This is a genomic window from Pseudomonas khorasanensis (genome assembly GCF_014268505.2).
Classification (GTDB): Bacteria; Pseudomonadota; Gammaproteobacteria; order Pseudomonadales; family Pseudomonadaceae; genus Aquipseudomonas; species Aquipseudomonas khorasanensis.
The window spans coordinates 97,655-113,184 of sequence record NZ_JABWQP020000013.1 but is presented as its reverse complement, the minus strand read 5'-3'; the positions used below and the strand labels follow the sequence as shown (position 1 = coordinate 113,184).

General features: G+C 61.5%; 10 protein-coding genes. 8 read left to right on the top strand and 2 right to left on the bottom strand.

Annotated elements, in window-relative coordinates; all coding sequences use genetic code 11:
- Positions 1–101: 101 nt before the first annotated feature.
- On the bottom strand, positions 102–2,372 hold the full coding sequence (rlmKL, locus tag HU727_RS21830; RefSeq protein ID WP_186534106.1) for a bifunctional 23S rRNA (guanine(2069)-N(7))-methyltransferase RlmK/23S rRNA (guanine(2445)-N(2))-methyltransferase RlmL: 2,271 nt from the start codon (positions 2,370–2,372) through the stop codon (positions 102–104).
- A 531-nt stretch (positions 2,373–2,903) separates the two neighbouring features.
- Between rlmKL and rmf the strand changes: the two genes are divergently transcribed.
- The gene (gene rmf / locus HU727_RS21825) at positions 2,904–3,119 is read left to right on the top strand and encodes a ribosome modulation factor (protein ID WP_003223300.1); all 216 of its coding nucleotides are present in this window, start codon (positions 2,904–2,906) and stop codon (positions 3,117–3,119) included.
- 256 nt (positions 3,120–3,375) lie between these two features.
- Here the strand turns inward: rmf and HU727_RS21820 are convergent, their stop codons facing one another.
- Positions 3,376–4,395, bottom strand: coding sequence for a quinone-dependent dihydroorotate dehydrogenase (locus tag HU727_RS21820; protein WP_186534107.1), 1,020 nt, complete (start codon positions 4,393–4,395; stop codon positions 3,376–3,378).
- A 217-nt stretch (positions 4,396–4,612) separates the two neighbouring features.
- Between HU727_RS21820 and HU727_RS21815 the strand changes: the two genes are divergently transcribed.
- The 7 genes from HU727_RS21815 (at position 4,613) to HU727_RS21785 (ending at position 15,522) form a co-directional block, all read left to right on the top strand.
- The gene (locus HU727_RS21815) at positions 4,613–5,824 is read left to right on the top strand and encodes a CmpA/NrtA family ABC transporter substrate-binding protein (RefSeq protein ID WP_186534108.1); all 1,212 of its coding nucleotides are present in this window, start codon (positions 4,613–4,615) and stop codon (positions 5,822–5,824) included.
- A 15-nt stretch (positions 5,825–5,839) separates the two neighbouring features.
- Positions 5,840–6,415, top strand: coding sequence for an ANTAR domain-containing response regulator (locus HU727_RS21810; RefSeq protein ID WP_186534109.1), 576 nt, complete (start codon positions 5,840–5,842; stop codon positions 6,413–6,415).
- A gap of 321 nt (positions 6,416–6,736) precedes the next feature.
- Entirely contained in the window at positions 6,737–7,948 is a 1,212-nt protein-coding gene (locus tag HU727_RS21805) for a nitrate/nitrite transporter (protein ID WP_186534110.1), read from the top strand.
- 7 nt (positions 7,949–7,955) lie between these two features.
- The gene (locus HU727_RS21800; protein WP_186534111.1) at positions 7,956–9,626 is read left to right on the top strand and encodes a bifunctional protein-serine/threonine kinase/phosphatase; all 1,671 of its coding nucleotides are present in this window, start codon (positions 7,956–7,958) and stop codon (positions 9,624–9,626) included.
- 417 nt (positions 9,627–10,043) lie between these two features.
- On the top strand, positions 10,044–12,497 hold the full coding sequence (gene nirB / locus HU727_RS21795; protein WP_186534112.1) for a nitrite reductase large subunit NirB: 2,454 nt from the start codon (positions 10,044–10,046) through the stop codon (positions 12,495–12,497).
- On the top strand, positions 12,494–12,811 hold the full coding sequence (gene nirD / locus HU727_RS21790; RefSeq protein WP_186534113.1) for a nitrite reductase small subunit NirD: 318 nt from the start codon (positions 12,494–12,496) through the stop codon (positions 12,809–12,811). The genes nirB and nirD overlap by 4 nt, the downstream gene beginning before the upstream one ends.
- A complete protein-coding gene (locus tag HU727_RS21785; RefSeq protein WP_186534114.1) occupies positions 12,811–15,522 on the top strand; it encodes a nitrate reductase in 2,712 nt (903 codons plus the stop codon). Before nirD ends, HU727_RS21785 begins: the two co-directional genes overlap by 1 nt.
- The last annotated feature ends 8 nt before the right edge of the window (positions 15,523–15,530 follow it).

The window sequence follows — 15,530 nt, the reverse complement described above, 5'->3', positions numbered from 1 at the left end:
CGGTGTGTGAGTTATAGCTATTAGCCACTAATTTAGCTAGCACCGCTGGATCCACCGAGCCGTTAAAAATCAAGGCTCTGTGGATCCAACCGGGCAAAGCGTCAACGAGCCGTGATTTTCCAGGCCCGATGAATCTTGGTATTGCGGGCGAAATCCGGGTCAATGGTCTGCGCGCTGATTTCCTCAACCGCATAACGCTCGGTGAGGTTCTCCTCCAACTGGAACTTGCGGAAGTTATTGGAGAAGTACAACACGCCGCCCGGCGCCAGACGCGCCATTGCCAGATCGATCAGCTGCACCTGATCGCGCTGCACATCAAAGATGCCTTCCATGCGTTTGGAGTTGGAGAAGGTCGGCGGATCGATGAAGATCAGGTCGTATTCGTCGCGGCAGCTTTCCAGCCACGCCATGACGTCGCCCTGCTCCAGACGGTTCTTGTCCGAGAAGCCATTCAACGACAGGTTGCGACGCGCCCAGTCCAGATAGGTTTTCGACAGGTCGACGCTGGTGGTGCTGCGCGCGCCGCCCTTGGCGGCGTGCACGCTGGCGGTCGCGGTGTAGCAGTACAGATTGAGGAAGCGCTTGCCCGCCGCCTCTTTCTGAATCCGCAGGCGCATCGGTCGGTGATCGAGGAACAGGCCGGTGTCGAGGTAATCGGTGAGGTTGACCAGCAACTTCACGCCGCCCTCGCTGACTTCATTGAATTTGCCCTGAGCGCTCTGACGCTCGTACTGCTTGGTGCCGCTCTGGCGCTCGCGGCGTTTGACCACCACCCGGCTCTTGTCGACGTTCAGTGCCTGCGGAATTGCCGCCAGCGCATCGAACATGCGCGCCGAGGCTTTTTCCGGGTCGATGGATTTCGGCGCGGCGTATTCCTGAACGTGCACCCAGTCGTGGTACAGGTCGATGGCCATCGCGTATTCCGGCATGTCGGCATCGTAGACGCGGTAGCAATCGATGCCTTCGCGCTTGACCCACTTGCTCATCGCCTTGAGGTTTTTCTGCAGGCGATTAGCGAACATTTGCCCGCCTTCGCTCAATCGCGGCTGCTCGATCACGGGCGCCGGCGCTGGCGTCGGTTTGATCGGGTTGCCGTTCTTGTTGAACTTGCGCTCTTGTGGCTCATCCGGGGTCTGATCGTAAGCCGCTTGCTCGCGCTCGGCCTGACGCTGCTCGGGGGTACGGCGTTCGCCCGTGACGAATTGATCCGGCAGCACTTTGATCAGCAACAGTTTGCACGGCAGCGCGCCGTTCCAGAAGGAATACTGTTTATGGCTGCGAATGCCCATGCGCTTGCCCAGATCCGGCGCACCGGTGAACACCGCCGCTTCCCAGTTCAGGCAGGCCTGACGCAGGCGCTCGCCCAGATTCTGATAGAGATACAGCAGGCTGGCTTCATCACCCAGACGCTCGCCGTACGGCGGGTTGCAGATGACCAGACCTTTCTGATTCTGATCCGGACGCGGTTCGAACGTCGCCACTTCGCCCTGGTAGATCTTGATCCACTCGCTCAGGCCGGCGCGTTCAACGTTGTTGCGGCCCGGCTGGATGAGGCGCGGGTCGGCTTCGTAACCGCGAATCCACAGCGGCGGCTTGGCCAGACCGGCAGCGGCACGTTCGACAGCCTCTTCGTGAAGTTTCTTCCACAGCGCCGGTACATGACCCAGCCACGCGGTGAAACCCCACTGCTCACGGCGCAGGTTCGGTGCCATGTCGGCGGCGATCATGCCCGCTTCGACGAGGAACGTACCGACACCGCACATCGGGTCAGCCAGCGCGCCGCCTTCGGCCGCAATGCGTGGCCAGCCGGAACGGATCAGGATCGCCGCCGCGAGGTTTTCCTTCAGCGGCGCTGCGCCTTGCTGCAAGCGATAGCCGCGCTGGTGCAGGCTGTGCCCGGAAAGGTCGAGGGAGAGAATGGCTTCGCCGCGATCCAGGCGCAGGTGAATGCGCAGATCCGGGTTGAGTTTGTCGATCGAGGGACGATCGCCCTGCGGTGTGCGCAGCTTGTCGACGATGGCGTCTTTGACTTTCAGCGCGCCAAAGTGGGTGTTGTCGATGCCCGAGCCGTGACCGCTGAATTCGACGGCCAACGTGCCGTCGCTGAGCATGTGATCCTGCCACTCGATGTCGAGCACGCCGTGGTACAGGTCTTCGGCGTCCTTCATCGGGAAACGCTTGAGCACCAGCAACACGCGGTTGGCCAGACGCGACCACAGGCACAGGCGATACGCGGTTTCCATGGTCGCCATGCCACGCACGGCGGAGGTGTGCTCGCGGGCTTCTTCAAGGCCAAGCCCGACGGCTTCCTCGATGAGCAGGCCTTCAAGGCCTTTGGGGCAAGTGAGGAAGAGTTCGAACTGATCGGACATGGTATTTCCAGAGCCTTTGGCTAGTGGACCGGCAACGCATTGCCGACCCGGTTTTCAATCAGGCGCTTTTCCAGAAGAGCGCCCGCGTGGCACGAAGGTGTGCCGTTCCATCCCCGCTGCTCGGTTTAAAGGAGCTTAGATGCCGGGACAGATAAAAAAGTTGATGCAACAAAAAGACTGAAAGCGACCCTTCGTCGAATAGTACCCAAGCGCGAACGTGGGTCATTCTCACTAAAGGATTAACCCGCTGACTCAGCGGGGCGCCGATCATACCGGGGTTTGCTCAATAAACGTTCAATAAATTCGCGGTTACTTATCGCCATACCATCATTTGCGTTACGTGCTTATGACAAAACGATCATTCCCTCGGTGTGACTCATTGGTTAGAACTGAGCACAGGTTGACGTCGCAACGGCGTCAACACCTTGGCTCGCCACGCCGGCAGCGAGCCGCAAGACGGCAGGTTTCTTTCTGCCAGACCTCGGTTGAGGTCAACGCGACACTACAGTCAACAAGTGAGGGAAACACCCTATGAGAAGACTTAAGCGTGATCCGTTGGAAAGAGCATTTTTGCGCGGATATCAATATGGCGTTGGTGGCAAATCCCGTGAGCTTTGCCCATTTACTCTACCGTCGGTACGCCAAGCCTGGATCAACGGCTGGCGAGAAGGACGCGGCGACAACTGGGACGGTATGACCGGCACTGCGGGAATCCACAGACTCAACGAACTTCACGCCGTCGGCTGACACAGGGCATTAATTCCGACACGACAATCTGAATCTGCATTGAATTAACCACGCACGTCCTTCCCGGACGGCGGGCTTCGGCCCAGGGGCTCCTTCGAGGAGCCCTTTTTATTGCCTGCAATTCCGCGACGAGCACATAACCTGTGGGAGCGAGCCTGCTCGCGAAAGCGGTATATCAGTCACATTATCAGCGTGTGACACACCGCCTTCGCGAGCAGGCTCGCTCCCACAGGGTTCACCGTGGTGTCCAGTCCGATCAGCGCAAGGCCGCGATGGCATCCACCGACTCGCGTATCAACGCCGGGCCTTTGTAGATGAAGCCGGAGTAGATTTGCACCAGGCTCGCACCGGCGGTGATTTTTTCCGCCGCATGCTTACCTTCGGTAATCCCGCCAGCGGCGATGATCGGCAAACGCCCCGCCAACTCGCCCGCCAGCACCTTGACCGTATTCGTGCTCTTGTCACGCACCGGCGCGCCGGACAGGCCGCCGGCTTCGTCGCCATGTTCCATGCCTTCAACGCCAACACGGCTCAGAGTGGTGTTGGTGGCGATCACTGCGTCCATCCCGGTTTCCATCAGCGCTGCCGCCACCTGCGCGGTTTCTTCGTCGGTCATGTCCGGCGCGATCTTGATCGCCAGCGGCACATGCTTGCCGTGGCGCAGGGCCAGTTCGGCGCGGCGCGTGGCCAGGTCGGCCAGCAACTGCTTGAGCGAATCGCCGAACTGCAGGCTGCGCAGGCCCGGGGTGTTCGGTGAACTGACGTTGACGGTGACGTAGCTGGCGTGGGCGTAAACCTTGTCCAGGCAGATCAGGTAGTCATCGACCGCACGCTCGACGGGCGTGTCGAAGTTCTTGCCGATATTGATGCCCAGCACACCTTTGTATTTCGCTGCGGCGACTCGCGCCAGCAGGTTATCCACGCCGAGGTTGTTAAAGCCCATACGATTGATGATCGCCTCGGCTTCCGGCAGGCGGAAAATGCGTGGTTTCGGATTGCCAGGTTGAGGACGCGGGGTCACGGTGCCAATTTCGACAAAACCGAAACCCAGTTGCGCGAAGCCATCGATGGCGGCGCCATTCTTGTCCAGACCGGCCGCCAGTCCCACCGGGTTGGGAAACTCCAGGCCCATCACCGTCACCGGCACTTTCGCCGGCGCCTTGCACAACACGCCGTTGAGGCCCAAACGTCCACCCGCGCCGATCAGATCCAGCGACAGATCGTGGGAGGTTTCCGGGGAAAGTTTGAACAACAGCTGACGGGCCAGGGTGTACATGGGCGGCGATGACTCGAGCGGCGAAAAGAGGCGGCGATTATAGCCGGGCATCGTCCTCTGGCGCGAGGCACCTGCGCAAAACAGCGGCTGGCATATGCCTTGCACCGCGCTGTCTATCAGTCTGCCGACCAATGACGGCGCGCAGGCCAGGACAATGGCGTCGTCCTCGGGTTTTGCCTGCGCAGAGTCCGGGACGGCGTTTTTTTTGAGGTAGCGTATGAACGAAACGTCCGTGGGGCCGCTGGCCTGGGTCAATGGCAGCGATGCGCCAGAAAAGCGCGCGATCAATCTGGGATTCATGGCGCTGAGCGACTGCGCTTCGGTCGTCGTCGCCGCCACCCAAGGCTTCGCCCAGCCTTATGGCCTGACCCTGAACCTCAAGCGCCAGGCGTCATGGGCCAACCTGCGTGACAATCTGGTCAGCGGCGAACTGGACGCCGCCCACAGTCTGTACGGTCTGATTTACGCCGTGCACCTGGGCATCGGCGGCATCGCCCCGACCGACATGGCGGTGTTGATGGGCCTGAACCAGAACGGTCAGAGCCTCAACCTGTCCCAGGGTTTGCAGACCCTTGGCGTGACCGGTCCTGAAGCGCTCGCCCGCCATGTGCACCAAAGCCGCGCAAAACTGACCTTCGCCCAGACCTTCCCCACCGGCACCCACGCGATGTGGCTCTATTACTGGCTGGCGAGTCAGGGCATTCATCCTTTGCAGGACGTCAACAGCGTGGTCGTCCCGCCGCCGCAAATGATCGCGCACCTGCAAGCGGGGCGCATCGACGGCTTTTGCGTCGGTGAGCCGTGGGCGGCCAGCGCGGTGCAGCAGGACCTCGGTTTTACGCTCGCGACCAGTCAAAGCATCTGGCCCGACCACCCGGAGAAAGTCCTCGGCTGCACCCGTGAATTCGTCGAGCAATACCCCAACACAGCGCGGGCGCTGGTCATGGCGATCGTCGAGGCCAGCCGCTTCATTGAACAAAGCGCCGAGAATCGCCGCAGCACCGCGCAACTGCTCAGTGCGCCGCAATACCTCGACACCCCTGAAACTTGCATCGAACCGCGCTTTACCGGCGATTACGCCGATGGCCTCGGCAATCGCTGGCAGGACCCGCACGCCCTGCGCTTTCATGGCAATGGAGAGGTCAATCTGCCGTACCTTTCCGACGGCATGTGGTTCATGACGCAATTCCGTCGCTGGGGCCTGTTGCGTGAAGACCCGGACTATCTCGACGTCGCCCGTCAGGTTCAGCGCCTGGATGTGTACCGTGAAGCCGCCAGCGCGGTGGGGGTCGCTCCTTGCGGATCTGACATGCGCAGCAGCCAGCTGCTTGACGGCAAGGTCTGGGACGGCAGCGATCCGGCGGGCTATGCGCGCAGTTTCAAGCTGCACGCCCTGAGCGATGACGCTCCCCTTCTCGCCCAGCGCTGACAGGAGACCGCGAATATGTTGCGCATTCTGCTGATCAACGACACCGCGAAAAAAGTCGGGCGGCTGAAAGCGGCGCTGACCGAGGCCGGGTTCGAGGTGATCGACGAGTCAGGCCTGATCATCGACCTGCCCGCACGCGTCGAAACGGTGCGCCCCGACGTGATCCTGATCGATACCGAGTCACCGGGGCGCGATGTCATGGAACAAGTGGTGCTGGTCAGCCGCGACCAGCCACGGCCGATTGTGATGTTTACCGATGAACATGACCCGGGCGTGATGCGGCAGGCGATCAAGTCCGGGGTCAGTGCCTACATCGTCGAAGGCATTCACGCACAGCGCCTGCAGCCGATTCTCGATGTGGCGATGGCACGCTTCGAGAGCGACCAGGCCTTGCGCGCACAACTACACGCCCGGGACCAGCAACTGGCCGAGCGCAAGCGCATCGAACTGGCCAAGGGTTTGCTGATGAAAATGAAGGACTGCAACGAGGAAGAGGCCTACACCCTGATGCGCCGCCAGGCCATGAGCCGCCAGCAGAAGCTGATTCAGGTGGCGGAGCAGATCATCGCCATGAGCGAGTTGCTGGGCTGATTAAAGATCAAAAAATCGCAGCCTCGTTGCACTCGTCAGCTCCTACAGGACTGTGCGTTCACTTGTAGGAGCTGACGAGTGCAACGAGGCTGCGATCTTTTCAAGCCTTGGCACAAATCTCGCTAAGCATTTACCACAGGTAACCAACGGCGGTTGCCCCACCTACGACAAAGACGTCGCTCACCCCGTTCGCCCATCGGCGAATCAGGTAGCGGCGTTTTTGCGTTTTGGCCCCACAGACCGGGGCCGGTGGTGCGGCCGTCGGGCGCTCCACCTGCTGTACATGACTCCTTTCGAGACTCTTTTCAGCCGAGGTGCGCGATGAATTCAAGCTTCTGGAAATCCGGCCATACCCCGACCCTGTTCGCGGCCTTCCTCTATTTCGACCTGAGTTTCATGGTCTGGTACCTGCTCGGCCCCTTGGCGGTGCAGATCGCCGCCGACCTGCACCTGACCACCCAGCAACGCGGGCTCGTCGTCGCCACGCCGATTCTGGCCGGCGCGGTGTTGCGCTTCGCCATGGGCATGCTGGCGGATCGGTTGTCGCCAAAGACCGCCGGGCTGATCGGCCAGGTCATCGTCATCTGTGCACTGTTCGGCGCCTGGAAGCTCGGCATCCACAGTTACGAACAAGCGCTGATCCTCGGCCTGTTCCTCGGCATGGCCGGCGCCTCGTTCGCCGTCGCCCTGCCGCTAGCCTCGCAGTGGTATCCGCCGGAGCACCAGGGCAAAGCCATGGGCATCGCCGGCGCGGGCAACTCCGGCACGGTCTTCGCCGCCTTGCTTGCGCCAGTGCTGGCAGCGGCATTTGGCTGGAGCAACGTATTTGGTTTCGCCCTGATTCCGTTGATCCTGACCCTGATACTGTTCGCCTGGATGGCGAAAAATGCGCCGCAGCGTCCGAAAGCCAAGTCCATGGCCGACTACTTCAAAGCTCTGGGCGACCGCGACAGCTGGTGGTTCATGTTTTTCTACAGCGTCACCTTCGGTGGTTTCATCGGCCTGGCCAGCGCCCTGCCCGGTTATTTCAACGACCAGTACGGTTTGAGCCCGGTGACCGCCGGCTACTACACCGCGGCCTGCGTGTTCGGCGGCAGCCTGATGCGTCCGTTGGGTGGCGCGCTGGCCGATCGCTTCGGTGGCATTCGCACATTGCTGGCGATGTACACAGTCGCCGCTATCTGCATCGCCATCGTCGGTTTCAACCTGCCAAGTTCCTACGCGGCATTGGCTTTTTTCGTCTGCACCATGCTCGGGTTGGGTGCGGGCAATGGCGCGGTGTTCCAACTGGTGCCGCAGCGTTTTCGTCGTGAGATTGGCGTGATGACCGGGCTGATCGGCATGGCCGGCGGTATTGGCGGCTTCGCCCTGGCGGCGGGAATGGGTGCGATCAAGCAAAGTACCGGCAGCTATCAGTTGGCCCTGTGGTTGTTTGCCAGCCTGGGCGTCCTCGCCTGGTTCGGCCTGCACGGCGTCAAGCGTCGCTGGAGAACCACCTGGGGTTCGGCGGCGGTGACGGCGGCGCGGGTCTGAGGCGTCGATGGCCCTGCAACTGAGTGTTGCCGAAGCCAGCGCCACCGGCCCGCGTGCGGAGAATCAGGACGCTCTGCGTTGCGTGACACCGGCGCCGGCGCTGGCCGTGAGCAAGGGTTATCTTTTTGCCATTGCGGACGGCGTCAGCCAGTGCGCCGATGGCGGCCTCGCCGCGCGCTCGACCTTGCAGGCCTTGGCGCTGGACTACTACGCCACGCCGGAAACCTGGAGCGTGGCCCAGGCGCTGGACCGACTGCTCCTTGCGCAGAACCGCTGGCTGCAGGCCAATGGCGGCGGGCAACCGCTGCTCACCACCCTCAGCGCTTTGGTGCTACGTGGCCGGCGCTTCACCCTCGCCCATGTCGGCGACTGCCGGGTCTATCGCTGGCACGCCGAGCGCTTGCAGCGGATCAGCGAAGATCACGTCTGGGAGCAGCCCGGCATGCAGCATGTGCTCAAGCGCGCGCTCGGGCTGGATCAACATCTGGTGCTGGACTTCCTCGACGGCGAACTGCGTCAGGGCGAAAGCTTTGTGCTGCTCAGCGACGGCGTGTGGTCGACGCTGGGCGACACCGCGATCGCGGCGATTCTGCGTGATCAACCGGACCTGCACAGCGCGGCACAGACGCTGGTCAACGCCGCCCATCTGGCCGGCAGTCAGGACAATGCGAGCGCGCTGCTGGTGCGCGTCGAGGCGGTTGGCGAATCCACCATCGGCGACGCGCTGGTGCACTTGCAGCAATGGCCGCTGCCGCCAGCGCTGAAACCAGGACAGTCGTTCGAGGGCTGGCAGGTGCAGAGCATCATCGGCCAGAGCCAGCAATCGCTGCTTTATCGCGTGTTCGATGGGCAGGGCCAGCCATGGTTGTTGAAAACCCTGCCGGCGCGTCTGGCGGAAGATCCGCAGGCGGGGCAAGCGCTGCTGTCGGAAGAGTGGTTCCTCAAGCGCGTGGCCGGCCGGCATTTTCCGGAAGTCCATGCGTGCAGTCAGCGTCAGCATCTGTACTACGTGATGCGCGAATATGCCGGAACGACGCTGGCTCAGGTGTTTCAACACAGCGGCCCGTTGCCACTGGCGCAATGGCAGGACATCGCCGAGCGACTGCTGCGTGCGGCTGGCCTGCTGCATCGGCGGCAGATAGTGCATCGCGATATCAAACCGGAAAACCTGCTGTTGGGTGATGACGGCGAGCTGCGCTTACTGGATTTCGGCCTGGCGTATTGCCCAGGATTGTCGCAAGACGCACCGTCGACACTGCCCGGAACGCCAAGCTTCATCGCGCCAGAGGCGTTTCGCGGCGAGTCGCCGAGTGCACAGCAGGATTTGTATTCGGTCGGCGTCACCCTCTATTACCTGCTGACCGGGCATTTTCCCTACGGTGAGATCGAAGCGTTTCAACGGCCCCGATTTGGTGTGCCCGTCAATGCCAGTCGCTATCGGCCGGACTTGCCGGACTGGCTGGCACAAAGCCTCGAACGCGGCGTTGCAGCCGATCCGCAACAACGGTTCGAAACCGCTGAGGAGTGGCTCCTGGGACTGGAACAGGGCGAGCGAAATAGCTTGAGTGTGCGACCCCGGCCTTTATTGGAGCGTGAGCCGTTGAAGGTTTGGCGGACCATGGCGTTGGTGGCGTTGCTTGGGAATATCGTGCTGCTGGTTTTATTGTTTCACCGTTAAACCGAGTCGCGCCATTCGCGAGCAAGCTCGCTCCCACATTGGATTTCTGGGCGACACCAATCCCCTGTGGGAGCGAGCTTGCTCGCGAAGGCGCCAGACCCGACACCGCAGGTCCTCCAGAGATAACGCGCCACGAACGAGCAACACGCCTCGATTCGGTGCAGAAAACGTACATGAACTGTAGGAAAAGCCCAATAAATCAGCGCCTCCCAGAGTTGGCACAACCACTGCATTACCCTTTTCACCATACATAAAGCCCAGCCTTCAACGAAGAAGGCTGCGCTTCCCGAGAGAACGGGACCAGGACAAAGGCGTCCTCGCTAGGTAACTAGCGGGACGCCTTTTTTTGTTTGCGCAAATTTGTCGAGCAAGGCCCGACGGCCCACCAGAGGCCAGCCGCAGCTCCCGGAGAACCTGATGAAAAAACTCAAACTGGTGATGATCGGCAATGGCATGGCCGGGGTGCGTACCCTGGAAGAACTGCTCAAGCTGAGCGATGAGCTCTACGACATCACCGTCTTCGGCGCCGAACCGCACACCAACTACAACCGCATCCTGCTGTCGCCGGTGCTGGCCGGCGAGCAGACGTTCGAAGAGATCGTGCTCAACGACCTGGACTGGTACCTGGAAAACAACATCAAGTTGCTGCTCAACCGCAAAGTGGTGGAAATCGACCGGGTCAAACGCCGGGTGATCGCCGAGGACGGCACCGAAGCGGAATACGATCGCCTGCTGATCGCCACTGGCTCCACGCCGTTCATTCTGCCGATTCCGGGCAACACCTTGCAGGGGGTGATCGGTTACCGCGACATTGCCGACACCCAGGCGATGATCGACACCGCCAAAACTCACAAACACGCGGTAGTGATCGGTGGCGGCCTGCTCGGCCTCGAAGCGGCCAACGGCTTGATGCTGCGCGGCATGCACGTCACCGTCGTGCATCTGGGCGAATGGCTGCTGGAGCGGCAATTGGACAAGACCAGCGGACAACTTCTGCAATCGGCTCTGGAATCCCGTGGCTTGCACTTCCGCCTCTGCGAACAAACCCAGGCGCTGCATGACGCAGGCAATGGCCGGGTCGGCTCGGTGCAATTCAAGAACGGCGACATCATCCCCGCCGATCTGGTGGTCATGGCCGCCGGCATCCGCCCCAATACCGAACTGGCGGAAAAGGCTGGCATCCCGTGCAATCGCGGAATCCTGGTCAACGACACCCTGCAAACCTACGATCCGCGCATTTATGCGATCGGTGAGTGCGCCAGCCATCGCGGCATTGCCTACGGCCTGGTCGCGCCGCTGTTCGAACAGGCCAAGGTGTGCGCCAACCACCTCGCACAGCTGGGCTTCGCCCGCTATCAGGGCTCGGTGACCTCGACCAAACTCAAGGTCACCGGCATCGACCTGTTTTCCGCCGGTGACTTCATGGGCGGTGAAGGCACCGAGACCATCACCCTCTCCGACCCGATCGGCGGCGTGTACAAAAAACTGGTGATCAAGGATGACGTGCTGGTCGGCGCCTGTCTGTACGGCGATACGGCAGATGGCGGTTGGTATTTCCGGCAGATTCGTGAGAATCACGCCATCGGCGAGATCCGCGATCATTTGATGTTTGGCGAAAACGCTCTGGGCGACGTAGGACACCAAGGCCAGGACAAAGCCATGGTCATGGCCGACAGCGCCGAAGTCTGCGGCTGCAACGGCGTGTGCAAAGGCACCATCGTCAAGGCGATTCAGGAACACGGCCTGTTCAGTGTCGACGAAGTGAAAAAACACACCAAAGCCGCGAGCTCCTGCGGCTCCTGCGCAGGCTTGGTCGAACAGATCCTGATCAACACCGTAGGCGGCGCAGCGGACGTCAAACCGAAAAGCGAAAAAGCCATCTGCGGGTGCAGCGACCTCAACCACGGGCAGATCCGCCAGGCGATTCGCCAGGAGCATCTGCTGACCATCGCCGACACCATGAGCTACCTCAACTGGCGCACGCCGAATGGCTGCGCCACTTGCCGCCCGGCGCTCAACTATTACCTAATTTCCACCTGGCCAGGCGAGGCCAAAGACGATCCGCAATCGCGCCTGATCAACGAGCGCGCCCACGCCAACATCCAAAAGGACGGCACCTACTCGGTTGTGCCGCGCATGTGGGGCGGCGTGACCAACCCATCGGAACTGCGCCGGATTGCCGATGTGGCCGACAAGTACAACGTGCCGATGGTCAAGGTCACCGGCGGCCAGCGCATCGACTTGCTCGGCATCAAGAAGCAGGATCTTCCGGGCGTCTGGAAAGACCTCGACATGCCGTCCGGCCACGCCTACGGCAAGTCCATCCGTACCGTTAAAACCTGCGTGGGCAGCGAGTTCTGCCGCTTCGGCACGCAGAACTCGACGCAACTGGGCATCGAGCTTGAGCACGACCTGTTCAACATGTGGTCACCGCACAAGGTGAAACTGGCTGTCTCCGGCTGCCCACGCAACTGCTCGGAAGCGGGGATCAAAGACGTAGGAATCATCGGCGTCGATTCCGGTTGGGAGATGTACATCGGCGGTAACGGCGGGATCAAGACCGAAGTCGCCGAGTTTTTCGTCAAGCTGAAAACCGCCGAGGAAGTCCGCGAATACAACGGCGCGTTCCTGCAGCTCTATCGCGAAGAAGCCTTTTACCTCGAACGCACCGTGCACTACCTGCAACGGGTCGGCATGGAGCACATCAAGAAAAACGTGCTGGAGGACGCCGAACGTCGCAAGGCCCTGAACGACCGTCTGCAGTTCTCCCTTTCGTTCGAACAGGACCCGTGGAAAGAGCGCCTTGCGCAGCCGCAGCTGAAGAAAGAATTCGATGTGATCCCTGTGAAAAACCTGGAGGTGCCGGCATGAACTGGCTCGATATCTGTGCTCTGGAAGAGATCAACGCCCTCGGTTCGCGGATCATTGCCGGCCCGAAGGGTGACATCGCGATTTTTCGTACAAGCGACGATGAGGTTTTCGCCCTCGATGACCGTTGCCCACACAAGGGCGGGCCTCTGTCGCAAGGCCTGATCTATGGCAAACGCGTGGCCTGCCCTCTGCATAACTGGCAGATCGACCTCCAAACCGGCGAAGCCCAGGCGCCGGACATCGGCTGTGCGCATCACCATCCGGCACGAGTCGAAAACGGCCGTGTGCAATTGGCCCTGCGGGACGCCATCTGATGAACCGCCAGACGACCGCCTCGACCTGCTGTTACTGCGGGGTCGGCTGCGGCGTACTGATCGAACATGACGGCGAGCGCATTCTCGGCGTCAGCGGCGATCCGGCGCACCCGGCCAACTTCGGCAAACTGTGCAGCAAGGGCTCGACATTGCACTTGACCGGCGACCTCGACGCCCGCGCTTTGTATCCAGAACTGCGTCTGGGCAAAGGCCTGGCGCGCAGCCGCAGTGACTGGGACACCGCGCTGGAACACGCCGCCAACGTATTCGCCGACACCATCGCCGCACACGGCCCGGACAGCGTGGCGTTCTACATCTCGGGGCAGTTGCTGACCGAGGACTACTACGCCTTCAACAAACTGGCACGGGCACTGGTCGGCACCAATAACATCGACAGCAACTCACGCCTTTGCATGTCTTCGGCCGTGGTCGGCTACAAGCGCAGCCTTGGCGCCGATGCACCGCCGTGCAGTTACGAAGATCTGGAGCTAAGCGACTGCGTAATGATCGTCGGCAGCAACATGGCCTACGCCCATCCGGTACTTTTCCGCCGGCTGGAGGAGGCCAAATCCCGGCGCCCGCAGATGAAAGTCATCGTCATCGACCCTCGCCGTACTGACACCTGCGACTTGGCCGACCTGCATCTGGCGATCCTGCCGGGCACCGATGTCGCCTTGTTTCATGGAATTTTGCATCTGTTGTTGTGGGAAGAATGGATCGACCGCGACTTCATCGATACGCATACCCAAGGCCTGCCCGAACTGAAAAGCCTGGTGCGCGATTACACCCCGCAAATGGTTTCGCAACTGTGCGGTATCAGCCTCGACCAGTTGCAGCAATGCGCACAATGGATCGGCACGTCGCCAAGCTTCCTGTCGCTGTGGTGCATGGGGCTGAATCAGTCCACGGCCGGCAGCGCGAAAAACAGCGCGTTGATTAATTTGCACCTGGCCACCGGGCAAATCGGCCGCCCCGGTGCAGGACCTTTCTCCTTGACCGGTCAGCCGAACGCCATGGGCGGGCGGGAAACCGGCAGTCTGTCCAACCTGCTGCCCGGCCATCGTGACGCGGCGAATGCTGAGCATCGGGCTGAAGTGGCGGCTTACTGGGGCGTGGATCGGCTACCGGAAACACCTGGGCTCAGCGCCATCGAACTCTTCGAGCAAGTGCGCAGCGGCAAGATCAAGGCACTGTGGATTGCCTGCACCAACCCTGCGCAGTCGATGCCGGACCAGAATTCAGTGCGTGCGGCGCTCAAGGCGTGCCCGTTCGTGGTGTTGCAGGAGGCTTTCCGCACAACCGAAACCGCCGCGTTCGCCGATCTTCTCTTGCCCGCCGCCAGTTGGGGCGAGAAGGAAGGCTTGGTGACCAATTCCGAGCGGCGTATTTCCCACGTGCGCAAAGCGGTTGTCGCACCGGGTGAGGCGCGTCCGGACTGGGCGATCACGGTAGATTTCGCACAGCGTCTGGAAAAGCGTCTGCGTCCACAGCGGCCGAGTCTGTTTGCTTTTGATCAGCCTTCGCAGTTGTTTGATGAATTCAAAGGGCTGACCCGTGGGCGTGATTTGGACCTGTCCGGGATCAGTCATGCACTGCTCGACGAAATTGGCCCACAGCAATGGCCCTTCCCTGCTGGCGCGCGAGAAGGCACGGCACGCTTGTACGCAGACGGCGTTTTTCCAACGGCCAGCGGGCGCGCGCAATTCGTGGCGGATCCTTATCGCGCTGCCAAGGAACAACGCGACGCACGCTTTCCCCTGACATTGAACACCGGGCGCCTGCGCGACCAATGGCATGGCATGAGCCGCACCGGCACGGCCGCGCAGTTGTTCGGGCATGTCAGCGAAGCCGTGCTGAGCCTGCACCCGGATGAGTTGCGCAGGCATCGCTTGCAGCCGGGGGATCTGGTCAATGTGAAAAGCCGTCGCGGCGCCGTGATCGTCGCGGTCAGCAGCGATGACAGCGTGCGCCCGGGCCAGGCGTTTCTGCCCATGCACTGGGGCGATCGGTACCTCAAGGGCGGCGTGAACAGCCTGACCTTGCCGGCGTTCGATCCGCTGTCCAGGCAACCGGAACTCAAACACAGCGGTGTGCGTCTGGAACCGGTCAATCTACCGTGGCAACTGTTCGCATTGATCGAGGGCGATGTTCAAAGGCATTTCGAGACGCTGCGACCGCTGTGCGAGGCGTTTTCCTACGTAAGCCTCAGTCTCGTCGGACGTGAACGTCCGGCATTGCTGATACGCGCTGCCCACACCGAAGCGCCCGATCCATGCTTGCTGAGTGAGATCGACCAGTGCCTGTCGCTGATTGACGGGCCGGTCCTGGCCTACGACGACCCGCGTCGCGCTATTGGTAAACGGGTGCGTATTGAAAACGGTCGCATCACGGCTATTCGCCTGGCCGGCGAAACACTCGCGCAACACTGGCTGCAAAGTCTGTGGCTGGAAGGCCGCGCAGACGAGCAACTGCGGCGCTGGCTGCTGGCCCCCATGAGCGCGCCGCCGGGCGCTGCCGGGGCCATCGCTACCGACAAGACCTTATGCAATTGCGAAAACGTCAGCCTGAACGCCGTCTGTGCCGGCATTCGCCGGGGCCTGGACCTGCAAGGCCTGAAAAACACTCTCCGATGCGGTACGCAATGCGGTTCCTGCGTGCCGGAAATCAAGCGCCTGCTGGCTGCCGAAGCGCGGCCGGTCGCGGTCATTTAACGAGGACA

Bases quoted from the DNA above. Each gene is read 5' to 3' on its own strand.
- rlmKL (WP_186534106.1), bottom strand. From the start codon at position 2,372: ATGTCCGATCAGTTCGAACTCTTCCTCACTTGCCCCAAAGGCCTTGAA.
- rmf (WP_003223300.1), top strand. From the start codon at position 2,904: ATGAGAAGACTTAAGCGTGATCCGTTGGAAAGAGCATTTTTGCGCGGA.
- HU727_RS21820 (WP_186534107.1), bottom strand. From the start codon at position 4,395: ATGTACACCCTGGCCCGTCAGCTGTTGTTCAAACTTTCCCCGGAAACC.
- HU727_RS21815 (WP_186534108.1), top strand. From the start codon at position 4,613: ATGAACGAAACGTCCGTGGGGCCGCTGGCCTGGGTCAATGGCAGCGAT.
- HU727_RS21810 (WP_186534109.1), top strand. From the start codon at position 5,840: ATGTTGCGCATTCTGCTGATCAACGACACCGCGAAAAAAGTCGGGCGG.
- HU727_RS21805 (WP_186534110.1), top strand. From the start codon at position 6,737: ATGAATTCAAGCTTCTGGAAATCCGGCCATACCCCGACCCTGTTCGCG.
- HU727_RS21800 (WP_186534111.1), top strand. From the start codon at position 7,956: ATGGCCCTGCAACTGAGTGTTGCCGAAGCCAGCGCCACCGGCCCGCGT.
- nirB (WP_186534112.1), top strand. From the start codon at position 10,044: ATGAAAAAACTCAAACTGGTGATGATCGGCAATGGCATGGCCGGGGTG.
- nirD (WP_186534113.1), top strand. From the start codon at position 12,494: ATGAACTGGCTCGATATCTGTGCTCTGGAAGAGATCAACGCCCTCGGT.
- HU727_RS21785 (WP_186534114.1), top strand. From the start codon at position 12,811: ATGAACCGCCAGACGACCGCCTCGACCTGCTGTTACTGCGGGGTCGGC.